At 73.8% G+C, this 13,972-nt stretch carries 8 protein-coding genes; all 8 read left to right on the top strand.

All coding sequences use genetic code 11. From position 1 onward, the window contains the following. Nucleotides 1-26 precede the first annotated feature (26 nt). Nucleotides 27-2,039 (top strand): Hsp70 family protein, encoded by a 2,013-nt coding sequence (locus ABD346_RS31590; RefSeq protein WP_344379513.1) that lies wholly within the window; start codon nucleotides 27-29, stop codon nucleotides 2,037-2,039. Beyond that, nucleotides 2,020-3,522 (top strand): hypothetical protein, encoded by a 1,503-nt coding sequence (locus ABD346_RS31595; protein ID WP_344379515.1) that lies wholly within the window; start codon nucleotides 2,020-2,022, stop codon nucleotides 3,520-3,522. The genes ABD346_RS31590 and ABD346_RS31595 overlap by 20 nt, the downstream gene beginning before the upstream one ends. Next, a complete protein-coding gene (locus ABD346_RS31600; RefSeq protein WP_344379516.1) occupies nucleotides 3,519-5,099 on the top strand; it encodes a hypothetical protein in 1,581 nt (526 codons plus the stop codon). The genes ABD346_RS31595 and ABD346_RS31600 overlap by 4 nt, the downstream gene beginning before the upstream one ends. Beyond that, on the top strand, nucleotides 5,080-5,385 hold the full coding sequence (locus ABD346_RS31605) for a hypothetical protein (protein ID WP_344379517.1): 306 nt from the start codon (nucleotides 5,080-5,082) through the stop codon (nucleotides 5,383-5,385). Before ABD346_RS31600 ends, ABD346_RS31605 begins: the two co-directional genes overlap by 20 nt. Further along, nucleotides 5,382-7,268: a hypothetical protein gene (locus ABD346_RS31610; protein ID WP_344379519.1), complete on the top strand. Its 1,887-nt coding sequence runs from the start codon at nucleotides 5,382-5,384 to the stop codon at nucleotides 7,266-7,268. Before ABD346_RS31605 ends, ABD346_RS31610 begins: the two co-directional genes overlap by 4 nt. Further along, on the top strand, nucleotides 7,265-9,022 hold the full coding sequence (locus ABD346_RS31615; protein WP_344379521.1) for a TIR domain-containing protein: 1,758 nt from the start codon (nucleotides 7,265-7,267) through the stop codon (nucleotides 9,020-9,022). The genes ABD346_RS31610 and ABD346_RS31615 overlap by 4 nt, the downstream gene beginning before the upstream one ends. Next, a complete protein-coding gene (locus ABD346_RS31620) occupies nucleotides 9,019-12,681 on the top strand; it encodes a hypothetical protein (protein ID WP_344379522.1) in 3,663 nt (1,220 codons plus the stop codon). The genes ABD346_RS31615 and ABD346_RS31620 overlap by 4 nt, the downstream gene beginning before the upstream one ends. A 315-nt stretch (nucleotides 12,682-12,996) precedes the next feature. After that, on the top strand, nucleotides 12,997-13,956 hold the full coding sequence (gene yddG, locus ABD346_RS31625) for an aromatic amino acid exporter YddG (RefSeq protein WP_344379523.1): 960 nt from the start codon (nucleotides 12,997-12,999) through the stop codon (nucleotides 13,954-13,956). Nucleotides 13,957-13,972 lie beyond the last annotated feature (16 nt).

Genomic DNA, 13,972 nt, shown 5'->3' on the forward strand with positions numbered 1-13,972 from the left:
CGACGACTGACCCCGGAGGATCCCGCATGGAAGAAGAGCTGCACCGGGTCGTCGGCATCGACCTCGGCACGACCTATTCCGCCGTCTCCGCCTACGACCCCGACGACTTCGCGCCCAAGATCCTCGCGGACCCGGAACACGAGGGAGCGGCCGCCGTCGCCACGCCCTCGGTCGTACGGATCGACCCCTCCACCGGCGCGCTGGTCGTCGGCCATGACGCCAAGGACGCCATCAGCCAGGAGGCGGGCGCGGGCGACGCGCTGGTGGAGATCAAGCGCGAGATGGGCGCGGTGTTCACCCCGGAACTGCTGCAGCACTTCGGTGCGAGCGGCAGCTACGCGGTCGGCGACCCGGTACGGGCCAGGCTCGGCACCGAGTGGCTGCGGCCGCAGGAGATCAGCGCCCTGGTCCTGATGCGGATGAAGCGGATCGCCGAACAGGCGCTGGGCGCCGACATCCACGACGCCGTCGTCACCGTCCCCGCGTACTTCATGGAGCGCCAGAAGAAGGCCACCGAGGAAGCCGCCCTGCTCGCCGGGCTCTACCCCCGCCAGCTCATCCCCGAGCCCACCGCCGCGGCCATCGCCTACGGAGTCGACCGGGCCGAGTCCGAGCGGCAGATCTACCTGGTCTTCGACCTGGGCGGCGGCACCTTCGACGTGTCCATCATCGAGACCCGGGACGACGAGATCGAGGTCATCGCGACCGCCGGTGACCAACGTCTGGGCGGTGGCGACTTCGACGACGCGGTCGCCGCGTGGATCGCCGAGAGCCTCGGCGAGACGCTGCCGAAGGACATGGACCGGCTGCGGATCAAGGCCGCCGCCGAGGTCGCCAAGCGCGAACTGTCCCTGCGTTCCACGACCACCGTCGACCTCGGCTCCGGCACCGCCCCTCTCGAACTCGACCGGGCCGGCTTCGAGGCGCTGATCCAGCCCATCCTCGACCGCTCCCTGCGCCAGGTCGACGAGGCACTGAACTTCGCCAGGACCGCCAAGGGTGTGGAGCGCGACCACATCAACGCGGTGCTCCTCGTGGGTGGTTCCACCCGCATCCCCCGGGTCAAGCAGATGCTGCTCGACTACTTCGACCAGGACGAGGGGTTCGTGCGCGGCGACGCCAACCCCGACACCCTGGTCGCCCGGGGCGCCGCCATCGTGGCCAACCGGTTCGAGCCGTCGCCTGCGTTCGACCTCACCACCCGGCCCAACGCCGAGCGGTCCGCGGACGAACAGGACTACACCGTCACCCTGATCACCGAACACACCCTGGGCGTCGGAGTCCAGCAGGGCCGGTTCAACGCGCTGATCCCCCGCGGCACCAAGATCCCGGCCCGCCAGGTGAAGACGTACACCAATCCCGAGCAGGCCCACCGCATCGAGGCGGCGATCTATCAGGGCGAGGGCGAGTACGTCTATGACAACGCCCTGATCGGCACGATCCACCTCGACGAGATCGAGCCGCGCCCCGAGGGCTACCACCAGTTCGAGGTCGAGTTCTCGCTCGACGTGAACGGGCTGCTCGGGGTCCAGGTCACCCACACCAACACCGGGCGCGAGTACCAGGCGACCTTCGACCAGAGCACCACCATCGGCAAGGTCGACGAACTGGCCGAGCGGCGCGCGGTGTTGGTGGGTCTGTACGCCACCGTCCGGCCCGGCGGAGCGGCGCCCCAGCCGGGCCACACCGGGTCCGGTACCGGCCCGGGGGCGTTCACCGTCCCCGCGCCCGTCACGCCGCCCGCGGCCGCCCCGCTCCCGGGACCCGTCTCCTCCGTACCGGAGCCCGTAAGGAGACCCGCCCCGGTTCCGGCCCCCTCTGCGGTGCCGGTCGCCGAGACCGACCCCGGCGAGGTGCCGGCCGAGTACCGGCGTGTGGTCAAGAAGGCGCTGCGGGCCGCCAAGGACGGGCAGGCGCCGGCCGCGCTCACCGATGCGCTGGGCGCGTTCCTGGACGGCGTGCGCGCCGGTGCGGACGAGGACGCCCTGGACGATCTCGCCGACCGGCTAGAGGACGCATATGACGACAGCCGTCGGTGACCGGACACGGGTCATCGAGGAGGAGCTGGGCGCCGAGTACGCGGGGGCCGGCTGGTGGGGCTCGCTCTACCGGGCGCCCCGGCGCCGGCGCTGGTACCGGCTGATCCCGGTCGAGGAGGTCAGCGGCGAACAGCGGGCCGAGCTGCTGGCCTGGCAGACCCGGCCCCGGCGGCCCGACCTGGTCCCCGTGGTACGTGAAGAGCGCGGCGAACAGCGGCAGTTCGCCGACCGCTGGTTCCAGATCGTCAGCTACGAGACCGACGCCGGGCGCAGTCTGTCCGACGCCCTCTCCGAGCACGAGCCCGCCTGCCGGATCGCCTCGGTGGCCGCCGCGCTGCGGGCGTTCCCCGGCTGGCGCGAGGCGATCGGCGCCGGCCTGGTCGCGCTGCCCGCCGACATCGTGCTGGCCGGGCACCGCCCGCTGCTCCTTCCACTGCCGGCCTGGGGCGCGCCGTCGCTCGCGGAGGTCTTCGCCGAGCCGGAGCGGATCGCCCATCTGACGCCCGAAGGGGCACGCGGTCTGCCGGCCGGGGCCCGCGACCCCGGTCTGCACAGCCTGGGCGTCACGGCGCTGCGCTGCTTCGAGGCCCTGCCGGACGACGACCCCGAGCGGCTGCTCCAACGGGCCGCCTGCGCTGCCGTGTTCGCCCCGCCGCGGCGCGAGGGCAGGCTGGCGTCCTGGATGCGGCGCGTGGAGCCCGTACGCGCGGTGCGCGAGGAGCTGGGCGGGCTCACCGGACCGCGGGCCGCCGCGCTCGACGACGCGGCGGTGCAACGGCTGACCGACTCCCTCGACCGGGCACGCCGCGCGATGGACCCGCTGACGGCGGTGCGGTCGCTGCGCGACGCGGGCGAGGCACGCCGGGCGGTCGGGCTCGCCCACGCGGCCCTCGTCGACCGGCCCGGCTACGCGCTCCTGCTGCTCGCGGCCGAGATCGCCCACCAGGATCTGGGCGAACCCCTGGAGGCACTGTCGCTCCTCGAGCGCGCGGTGCAGACGGACCCGGAGCGCACCGAGGCGTACGCGGCACAGCTGTCCGTCATCGGCGGCTGGTCGGCGGTCCAGGTCCGCCTCGCCGGGGCCACCGACGGCTCCTACGCCCAGCGGCTCCAGGCGACGGCCCGGGCAGCGTTCGGCCGACTGCCGCACGAGCTGCGCCGCGAGCACGCGCACGAGATGGCCTCCTGCCTGCTCGGCCAGGGCGAACTGGCCGAGGCCAACGCCTTCGTGCACCAGTGGCTGCACGACGGGGACACTCTGATGTGGTGGCGGTTCGACCTGATGCTCGACTACGGCGAGACCTTCCTCGGGCTCGGCCACCTCGACGCCGCGGCCCAGATCTCGGAGCAGGTCAGGGCGGGGCTGCGGCGCGTGCGGGAGAACGGCCAGATGGACCGGGGCGAGATCCACGAACACGGCATGAGGCTCGCGGACTTCGACCTCCGGCTGCACGGGGCACGGGACGGGAAGGCACGCGCATGACCACGATTCTGCTCTTCGTCGTCCTGCCGCTGCTGTTCCTGACGAGCGTGGCCAGCGCCGGCTACTTCCTCCTCGTCCTGCCCAGCCGCTGGCGGCTGCCGTACGAGGAGTCCCTCGCGCTGCTCGCCAGCGACGACCGCGACGCCCTCGAACGCGCCGACCGTTTGCTCGGGCAGGCCGTCAACGAGGGGCCGCGGGGCCGGGCGCTGAACCGGATCCGCTTCGCGCAGGCCTATGTGCGGGCGATGCTGGGCACTTACGAACCGGCCCGCTACGGTGCCGCCGCGACCGTGCTCGACGAGCTGATCGCCGCCGAGGGGCCCACGCCGGACACCGCCTACCTGGATCTGTGGGTCCAGGCCCGCCTCGGCAACCACGACCGCGTCACCGATCTGTACAGGGAGCACCACGCCCTGCTCGACGCCCGGCCGCAGAGCCGCCGCATCGCCGCCGTCTCCCACCTCGAGCTGGCCGTGGGGCACTGGCGGCGTCGCGAGACGGACGGCGCCCTGCACCACTTCGACCGGGTCCGGGAGCTGGGCGAGCTCACCGAGAACATCCCTCCCGAGGTGAACGACCTCCAGCTCGTCAAGGGCGTACAGGCGGTGTTCGACGGGCGCGCCGACGACGCGCGGGAGGCGTTCGCCGACGCTCGCGCGAGGGCGGTCGAGCGTGAAATGCCCACGGTCCAGGCCGAGTTGGGGCTCCTCGTCTGCGACTGGGCGGACGGTGACCCCGCGCAGCTGGGCGAGTGGCTGGGGCGGCTCGCGGAGCAGGTGGAGCACGGGTGCGAGAAGGGCGACCTCGCGGAGGAGGACCGCGCCACGACGGGGCGGCTGCGCACCGGCATCGCAGTGCTGCGGCTCGTCGCGCTCCTGCGGGAGTGGCTGGCGGGGCCCGCGCTGTCCGGGGCGCCCTCGGCGGACGGCTTCGGGGAGCTGCGGCGGCGGGTGGACGCGGTGCGCGCGGCGGACCCCGAGCTCGGCGACGCCGCCCTCGTGGACGGGCTCGTGCACTACTACTTCGCCCTCGGCCAGCCCGAGCGCGAGCAGGCCCTCGCGGTCCTGGACGAGGGCACCGAACTGGCCAAGGGCATCCTGCTGCCCGAGGTCCTCGACCTCATGGAACGCGAGCGAGCGCTCGGCGGGGAGGGGGACGCGCTTTCGCGCTATCTCACCCTCGTCGCGGAGCTCCTCGACGATCCCGACCGTTCCGAGGAGGACCGGGCCCAGTTCCGGCGCCTGAAAGCGAAGTTCACGCCGTTCGGCGATCCGGGCGACCTGGAGGAAGGTGCCGTGGTGCACCAGCGGGCCGCGCCCGACGACCACCGGCGCCGCTCCCAGGCGCTGCGCCGGCGGATCGAGCTGATCGTCTACCCGCGCATCCGGGACCTCCCCGACGACGCCCCGGCCAAGCGCGCGCTGCGGGCCCTGCTCGACGATCTCGACCGGGCCTCCGGGGTGTACGCCGAGGGCGCCGAGATCCTGCACGGCGCCGAGCGCAAGCTCATCACCAGCACCGGCGAGATCCTGCTGCCCGAGGAGCCCGAGGAGATCCATGACCAGGAATCCGCCTGACCGGCGGTCCGGGGCAACTCCCGGACTTCTCAAGGGACTTCTGCCCCGCAAGCATCCCGCGGCCGACCACGCCGGGCTGCTCGACCGTCTGCCGGCCGTGGAACACAGGCCCGCGGCGGACCAGGACCAGCTCTTCGAGCAGAGCTCGCTCGCGCGGGTGGTGCTCCTGCTGGTGAAGGTGGACCAAGAAGCCGAGTACCTGCTGTGCCGGGAGCTGGCCGAGCACGCGCTCGGCACGGTCCCCGACCCCGGCGAGGCACCGCAGGAGGGAGAGCACCTCGCATGACCGGCACCGGCCGTGACCACACGTTCCAGGAGATCCGCCCCGTGCAGTCGCTCCATGCGCCTGCCTTCGAATTCACCGAGGTCACGGGGCACGGGGATTTCGCCGAGCACGACCGGCGGCTCGAGGAGCTGGCCCGCGAGGCGGCCGCGGCGGCTGCCTCGGAGACCGCCCTTGTTCTCGCGCCGCCCCTGGCCGACGCCGGGGGGATGTCCCTCGACCTCGGCAGCGGCGACGAGGACCTCCTGGAGGACGCGCGGGCGAACGCCACCGCTCAGGAGTACGACCTCGCTCTTGAGTTGCTCGGCGAGTACCTGGGCGCGCACCCCGAGCACCAGGAGGGGCGCTATCTGCGCGCCTACTGCCTCTACCACCTGGACGGGCCGGGCCAGTTGGAGGCGCTGCGCGTCCTGCGCCCCCTGCGCGACGAACCCCTGGCCGACGACGGCCTGCGCGACCGGATCAGGGACTTGCGCCGTGAACTGCGCCGTCGGCTGACCCCGCCGGAAGTCACCGCCTACACCCAGTCCATGCGCACCGACCCCCGCGGCGCGCTGGCCCGCGTCGAGGCGTTCCTGGAGCTGGCCCCCGAGGAGGGCACGCTGTCCTACCTCCTCGCCCTCGGCCAGGCGCGCGGCGGTGACCTGGAGCGGGCGCTCGACACCGCGGAGCGGGGCGCGGCGCAGGCGGACGCCGACGGCGATCAGGTGGCCGCCTTCGCCCGCCGGCTGCGGCTCGCGCTGCTGACGCCCCATGCCGCGCCGGCCGTCTCCGCCTTCAAGACGGGTGACCTGGACCGGGCCCGGCGCGAGCTGGCGAGAATGGATCCCCGGTGGCGCCGCAGCGTCGTCGTCGACGACTTCGACGCCTATCTGGCCCTCCTGCACGGCCGGACGGACCGGCGTGCCGCTCCCCCGGCGCCGCGGCTGCCCGCCGACCGCACCGAGGACCTGTACTCGCTGATCGCCGACGCCGACGGGCAGCATGCCGCCGAGCTGATGCGCGCCGGCCGTGCCGAACAGGCCGAGCGCCTCCTTGCCCAGGTGCTCGCGCTGGTCCCCCGCTTCCCGTGGATCAACTTCCTGTACGCCGCCTGCCTCTACCGGCTGCTGCGTGATCCGGACCGGGCGGCCGCCTGCGCCGAGACCGCGCTGCGCGACCCGACGCTCACCCAGGCCCGCGAGCTCCTGGAGACGATCAGGAGCTGGCAGGAGGCCACACTCGTCAACCCCGTGGTGGACGAGTACGTCGCCGCGATGGAATCCGTGCGCGGCGGAGTGAGCGTCGAACGGCTCGGGGCGCTGCGGCAACGACTCGTCGCGCTGGAGCACGTCCTGCCCTCTCTGTCCTCGTCCGTCCGCAGCGAGACGGGCGCGCAGATCGTCCGCGAGCTCGGGCAGGCCGTCGGACAGCGCCTCGTGGAGGTCACCGACGCCATCGTCGTGGGCGGTCTCTACGAGAAGTACGACCGCCTCATGTCCAGTGTCAAGGGCGGCATCTCCGACGCGCGCGACGCGGACCGGCTCGGGCATGCGCTGGACGGGATCGCCGCGGAGATCAAGAGCGTGCGCAAGGCGGCCAGGAAGGGCGCGGGCGACCAGCTCGACGAACTGGCCGCCCTGGTGGTCTCCCGCCGGTCGGAGGTCGAGAAGGTGAAGACGGGCATCCAGGTCTCCGCTCTCGTACGGCGGTTCAACGAGCTGGCCGAGCAGCAGTCCGAGCCCCTGGCACGGCTGCGCGCCGATCCGTACACGGTGCGCAGCCGGCTCGGCGGCATCCTGGAGGACGCGCGCCGGCTGCGCCGCGACGCCAAGCGCACGCTGGACTCCCGCGACCAGACACTGCTCGACGAACTGATCTCGACGATCTCCAGGACGCTGCGATGACGACGGCGGGCCACGGCACGCCCCCGGCGCCGTCCGCCGCCGGGCAGTGGGACGTGTTCATCAGCTACGCCCGCGAGGACTACATCCAGGCCAAGGACCTGCACGACGCCCTGAGCGCCTGTGTGACCGCGCACGGCGGGGCGCCGCGGATCTACCTCGACGTGTCCCGCACCAGTGGCACCCCGCTGGGCGCGGACTGGCAGAGCTTCCTCGAAGAGGCCCTGCCGCGCAGCCGCCATGTGGTCGCGCTCTACTCGCAGACGTACTTCGACAAGGCCGTCTGCCAATGGGAGCTGCACGAGGCGTACAAGCTGAACCCTCCGGAGGGCGGGCGGCTCGTTCCGCTGCTCATCGACCCGGGCGCCGCGGCGAAGGTCCCGTACATCGTGAACCGGATCAACTGGATCCCCACCTCCCGGCCGCACTGGATCGACGAAGTGCGCGGGGCCGTGGGGCTGCTCCCCGCCGGGACGCGCACCACCCTGCGGTTCGACACCTCGCTCACCGAGGCGGTCGTCGGCCACACGCTGGCGCCCGTGAGCGTGACCGGCTCCGTGCCGGAGGGCACACCCCCCTGGCCGGTCGACGGCACGGTCACCGTCAGCGCCGAGCCGGCCGAGGCCGTGCTGACCGGCACGCTCACCGCGCCCGTCGTGCGGAACACGGCCGTGTTCACCGACCTCGCGTTCCGGACCGCCACGGCCGAGGTGCGGCTCGTGGCGACCGCCCCCGGCTGCGAGCCCGCCACCACCGCACCCTTCCCGGTCCGGGCGCCCGAGGAGCCGCCCTCCTGGGACGAGGCCGACCGGCCCGCCCTGGCCGCACGCGGACGCCCGGTGTTCTTCCCAGACGGCCGGTCGCTCGCCGTCCTGGACGGCCGGACCCTGACCGTCCACACGGCGGGGTACGAGGCCGCCGGCACCGCTCGGTTGCGGGACCGGCCCCGGCTGTGGGCGCGCGGGCGGCGCTGTCTCGCCGTCGCCGACTGGTCGGGCCGGGTGGTCCTCGCCGACCCGGACGGCGAGGCACGCGCGGTGGACCTCCCGGCGCGGCACGGAGCGCGGTTCAACGTGCCGGGGGCGCTGGCCTTCGACGCGGACGACACCTTGTACGTCGGCCTGTGGGGAGGGACGGTCTGGCGCATCCCGCTCGGCGGCGGCGCTCCGGAGCCGGTGCTCGAACACCGCGCGGGCGTCCAGGTGTTGACGGCCGGGAGCGACGGCCTGCTGGTGGGCGGCCTGGACGGTGTGCTCACCCGCTACACGGGCGGCCGGGCCGGGGCGGAGCACACCCTGGAGTCCCTGCTGCTCGCCATGGCCCGGGTCCGGGACTTCGTGCTGGTCGTGGGCGAGCAGCGGATCCACCGCCTCGACCCGGAAGGCGGGCGGCTGCTCCAGGTCTCCCAGCCCGTCGGCGCGGTCACCGGAACGCTGGCGGGCGGAGAGCTGACCGCGATCGTCGACGCGGCGGGCCACGGGGTCTGCTTCGACGCCGAACTGGCGGTACGCGTCGGCTTCCACACGGTGCCAGGGGCCCGGCCGGTAGCCGCGGCCCGGGACGGGTGGCTGCTGGTCCTCGAATACCCCGACGGCTCGCATGCGCTGGTGCGCGAGGGCCGTACGACGTATGTGTCGAGGCATCCGATGACCCTGTCCGCGGACGGGCTGCGGGCCGCGGTGTCGGACGGGGAGCGCATCCTTGTCGTGCCGCCCGAGGAGCTGGGCGGCGGCCCGGCGGAGGGGAAGCGGGCATGAGGTCCCCGAGGGCGCTGGAGAGCCGGCCCGATGTGCTGTGGCGCATGACCGGGCAGCTGTGGGCCGATGTCGAGCAGCAACTCCCTTTGACACAGGGGCAGTTGGACGCCCTCGTCGAGGCCTTCTTCCGGATCGGCGTGCATCCCGCGACCGAGCCCGCGCAGGCCCTGACCCTGCTGGCCCGCGCCCACCGCCTGGACAACGCCAACCCCAAGCACCCCTACCACGTGGGGCTGCTCTATCTGCGGCACGGGCGCCTCGAAGCCGCCGTCCGCTGGCTGAGCGCGGCCGCCGAACTGTCTCCCGCCCACCACCGGATCTGGGCCCATCTGAGCCTCGCGCACCGGCAGCTCGACGAGGCCCGCGCCGGATCCGACGGCTACAGCGGCGACGACCGCAGCCGCGCGGAGGCCATCGCCGACACGATCCGCGCGGGCCGCGACGACTTCGATCCGGAGGCCGCGACACCCGTGCTGCCGCTGCTGCGGCCCGGCGAGTGCCGCTGGTCCGGCGTCCGCGACATGGCGGCCGACGGGCGGCTGCGCGGCCGGACCGCCGAGCGGAGCCGGGACGTACTCGCCGTCGAGCTCGCCGACATCGCCGGCCTCGCGGCCCGGCGCCGGGGCGGGACGGCCGCGTTCACCGTGCTCGCCGTGCAATGGATGGTGTACGGCTATCCGACCGCGACGGTACGCCGCCTGGCGGAAGGCCTGCCGCAGCAGGACGGGCCGGCGATCCGCCTGCTGAGCCTGGTCTGCGACCTGTTCGAGACCGACCGCGCCGACCTCCCCGAGCGCCTCGCGGCCTGCCTCGCGGACGGGTCGCTGCCCGACACGCTCGCCGCGCTGATCCATCGTCAGCGGCTGTTCTGGCGGCCCCTGCGCTTCCCCGACCTCGGCGCCCACGCGGCGGCCAGGGCCTTCACGGACGGCGACCCCGGCCGGCACGAGAAGGCCCTGCGCTCCGCGGAGAAGACGCTCGGCGCGGGGCCGCCCGAGCCGATGGGGGACGTGGTGGCTCCGGCCGCTTCCGCGGGGGCGCCGACGGGGCCGGACGAGCGGCTCGCAGCGTTCGAGGAGGCGGCCGCCCGGCTCGGCGCCCTCAGCGACCAGGCGCTCGGCCACGCCAAGACGCTGGCGAAGGGCGCGCTCGGGGACGCCGCCGACTTCACCCGGGTCTCGGGCGACAAGGAGATCCTGACCAGCCTGGTGAGCCGCCTGGAGGGAGTCCGGCAGGCCTGGCTGGAGGCGCTCCAGCGGTTCAAGGACGCCGAACCGGCCGGTCTGGTCATGGAGTTCGAGGAGTTCCGCCGACGGGTGGAGGAATGCGAGGCACTGTTCCAGCAGCCGCTGGGCAGTCTGCGCAGCATTCTCACCAAGAAGGTCGAGCGCAAACTGGCCGCCAGGGCACAGGAGTTCGCGGGGTCCCGGCCCGCGCCCTCCGCCAACGCTCTGGCTCTCGGGGAGCACCTGTCCGTACTGGAGACGGAGCAGCCCCCCGGGACCTCCACCGCACCAGCCGCTCCCCCCGCCGACCGGGTCCCCACCCCCGCGCCGCCACCCGCCCACGCCGGCCCGCGTGAGCGCGTCACCCACGCCTTGGAGGCCGCCGAGGCCCGCCTCGACGCCAACTTCGACGATGCCTGGCGGACGCTGGACGCCTATCCGCCCGCACTGAGGCACCGCGAGGCAGTCACTCTGCTGCGCGCCTACCTCGGCGGGCAGCAGGCCGAGTCGGATCTGCGCCTGGGGCGTACGGCGGCCGCCCGGCGGCGCTGGAGCACCATGCTCAAGGACGACCCGCTGCACCCCGGCGTGCTGCGCAACCTCGCGGTGGCGCACACTTCCGCAGGGGACCTCGCCCCGGCCGCGCTGGCGTGGCGCCGCCATCTCGAAGCCCTGTACCTCAAGGACCTGGCCCACGGCGACATCCGGCGAGGGGCGTCCGAGCGCGCCGAGGTGCACCGCGTCCTGGCCGGGTCCTTCGGCACGGCCCCGCTGTGCGCGGGGTCGGCGACCGACCGCGAACTCGACGGTGACCTGCGCGAGGTGCCGCCGGTCCTGGCCGGCACCGGCAAGGTCGCGATCGCCACCGCCCATCTGCGCCTCGAAGAGCTCAACCACACGCTCTCCCACCGCAGCCCGACCCTCCTCCTCGGCGTCGGCCGCTCGGTCGGCGAGGCCGAGCTGGCCGCTGCCCGCGACCGGAGCACGCAGACCGTCGAAGCGGCCGTACGAGAGTTGCCGCCCCGGGTGCGGGAGCCGTTCGCGAAGCTGTGCCGACAGCGGATCGAGGAGGCGTACCGAGAGGCGTCACGGACGCACGGGCGCACCCGAAGGCCCGGCGACGAGGCCGAGGAGCAGGCGCACGAGAAGTGGGTGCGCGGTCGCATCCTGTGGCGGATGCGGCTCGTGCGGGCGCTGACCGGGGCGGAGACGGAGTGGCCGCTCACCGAGTACTGCGGCGATGTGATCGCCAACCTGCGCCTCGTCGACGCGGCTCCGATGGACCCGGCGAACGAGGTGGTGCAGCGCGCCGCGCGGCTCCTCGGCCTCCAGGGCGATCCGGCCGAGATCATCGAGCACCACAACCAACTCGCCCAGCTCGCCTGCAACTTCGCCCTGGGCCGGATCTACGAAGCGGCCGAGGAGACCTCCACCGGCACCGTCACCCAGGACTTCCCCGAGCGGTTCCGCCGTATCGCCCGCTCCTGGGGGCGCAACGGCGACGCCATTCCCGAGCGGTACGCGGAACTCCTCGACGACCCGACGCGGCTCTACCGTCCCTCCGCGCGCTCCGCGTTCGCCATCCTGGAGACATCGGCGGCACCCGGTGACGAGGCCGAGCGGCGCGTCGTCGAGGCCGCTGTGACCGGCCTGCGACGGTGGGTGGCGCGGCTGCCCGGCGCCACCGGCCCCGCCCGTGCCCTGGCCAGGCTGCTCGCCAGCCTCGACCGGCACGACGAGGTCCTGGAGGTGCTGTCGACGGCGCGTCGCGAGGCGTTCGGCGAGCTCGGGCGCCGCAGGCTCGCGGTGTCGTTCATCCGCCACGACATCGCCCGGGGCGAGTATGCCGAGGCCGTCACGCAGACTCGGGCGCTGCTGGACGGCGGCTCCGACGACGAGCGGCTGCGCTATCTGCTGGTCGAGGCGTACAACCACTGGATCAGCTCGGGCAAGCAGGTGCCCCCGGCCCGGCGCATCGCCGAGGACCTCGCGCGCTGGAGCGACCCCGAGACGGTCGACCGCCGCCGCGCCCTGGTCGTCATGGCGACCGTGGCCGCGCACCGGGACCGCCCCGACGGGGCCGGGGTCGGCCCGCTCGCCGACGAACTGCGCGAGCTGTGGGAGACGGACCCGGGCAATGTGGAGGCCCGCTACCAGCTGGTCCAAGCGCTGTACGGGCACGCCTGGCAGGTCCGCGAGCAGATCCGCTCCGCCGCGGGCACCCGCCGCCGCACCCTGCGGGACCGGCTCGACGCGATCCGCACGGAGTGCGAAGGGCACGCCACCGCCCTCCTCGGCACCGGTGAGCCGAGATTCGCCGGGGACGAGGCGGGTTCGCAGCAACTCGTCACGGACTCGGGCCCCCTCAGGGACGAGCCCCGCCGCGCGAAGCTGCGGGAGATCCTCGACGCGGTGCGGCCCGACCGCGCGTGATGGGGAGACGGGACCGCGAGATCCCGGCAGGCGACCGTCCCGAAGGCAGTCCTCCCAGCGAGGCGGCCCATGGTGTGCGGCGCGGGTGTGATGGCACACCCCTGGCGTCGCTCCAGCCGTGTACGCCGGGCATCCACAGCGCCATCGGCCTGGCCCGCGGCTTCGGCAACCACTTCGGCGCCAGGGTCGTCCGCTGACACCTCAGCCACAGGCCGGCCCGCGCCGTCCGTCGGCTGTCCGGAAAGCGTGGGCGGATCGGGCGGGCGTCATTACGATGCCCCGGTAGTCGCCGGAGACGGACGGACTGGGGGGCGCATGGACGCGGAGGCCGATCTCATCGCGGCGGCGGGGAACCGGACCGGCGCCACGGCGCACCCGGCACGTCGGCTCAGAGCCACCGGAATCGGTGCCGTGGCGGTGCTGCTGTGGGCGGCGCTCGCGCTGTTCACCACGCTGACCGGGCGGATTCCACCGTTCCAGCTCACCGCGATGGCCTTCGCGGTCGGCGGGATCATCGGGCTGCCCCGGGCCCTGCGCGGCGGTGGAGCGGCGGCCCGAGGGCTGCCTGTCGGCGCCTGGGCCCTCGGCATCGGCGGGCTCTTCGGCTACCACTTCTTCTACTTCCTGGCCCTGCGCAACGCCCCGGCCGTGGACGCCGGCCTCATCGCCTACCTGTGGCCGTTGCTGATCGTCGTGTTCTCCGCGCTGCTGCCCGGCGAACGGCTGCGCTGGTGGCACATCACGGGCGCGGTGCTCGGGCTCGGCGGCACGTTCCTGCTGGTCACCGGCGGTCAAGGGGTGCACTTCCGCGGGGAGTACCTGCTCGGGTACATCGCGGCGGCCGTCTGTGCGGTGGTCTGGTCGGCGTACTCGGTGACCAATCGCCGCTATCCCCAAGTCCCCACGGACATGGTCGCGTTCTTCTGCCTGGCCACCGCCGCCCTCGCGGCCGTCTGCCACTTCTTCTTCGAGACCACGGTCCGGCCCGACGGCCCGCAGTGGCTCGCCGTGCTGGCCCTGGGCCTCGGCCCGGTGGGCGGGGCCTTCTACGTCTGGGACCACGGCACCAAGCACGGCGACATCCGCCTCCTGGGCACCCTGTCGTACTTCGCCCCGCTGCTGTCCACGTCACTGCTCGTCGCGACGGGACGGGCCCACGCGAGCTGGCCCGTCGCCGTCGCCTGTGTCCTCATCGCCGGCGGGGCCGCGCTGGCCTCGGCGGACACCCTGCGCTCGGCGCGCCGCCGACGCCGAGCCGAGCCGCGCCGGCCATGAGGAAGGGGCCCAGCCC

The organism is Streptomyces mauvecolor, from assembly GCF_039532965.1.
GTDB classification, from domain to species: domain Bacteria; phylum Actinomycetota; class Actinomycetes; order Streptomycetales; family Streptomycetaceae; genus Streptomyces; species Streptomyces violascens.

What these genes read in the sequence shown, in the direction of transcription:
- ABD346_RS31590 (WP_344379513.1), top strand. Translation starts at nt 27, where the DNA reads ATGGAAGAAGAGCTGCACCGGGTCGTCGGCATCGACCTCGGCACGACC.
- ABD346_RS31595 (WP_344379515.1), top strand. Translation starts at nt 2,020, where the DNA reads ATGACGACAGCCGTCGGTGACCGGACACGGGTCATCGAGGAGGAGCTG.
- ABD346_RS31600 (WP_344379516.1), top strand. Translation starts at nt 3,519, where the DNA reads ATGACCACGATTCTGCTCTTCGTCGTCCTGCCGCTGCTGTTCCTGACG.
- ABD346_RS31605 (WP_344379517.1), top strand. Translation starts at nt 5,080, where the DNA reads ATGACCAGGAATCCGCCTGACCGGCGGTCCGGGGCAACTCCCGGACTT.
- ABD346_RS31610 (WP_344379519.1), top strand. Translation starts at nt 5,382, where the DNA reads ATGACCGGCACCGGCCGTGACCACACGTTCCAGGAGATCCGCCCCGTG.
- ABD346_RS31615 (WP_344379521.1), top strand. Translation starts at nt 7,265, where the DNA reads ATGACGACGGCGGGCCACGGCACGCCCCCGGCGCCGTCCGCCGCCGGG.
- ABD346_RS31620 (WP_344379522.1), top strand. Translation starts at nt 9,019, where the DNA reads ATGAGGTCCCCGAGGGCGCTGGAGAGCCGGCCCGATGTGCTGTGGCGC.
- yddG (WP_344379523.1), top strand. Translation starts at nt 12,997, where the DNA reads ATGGACGCGGAGGCCGATCTCATCGCGGCGGCGGGGAACCGGACCGGC.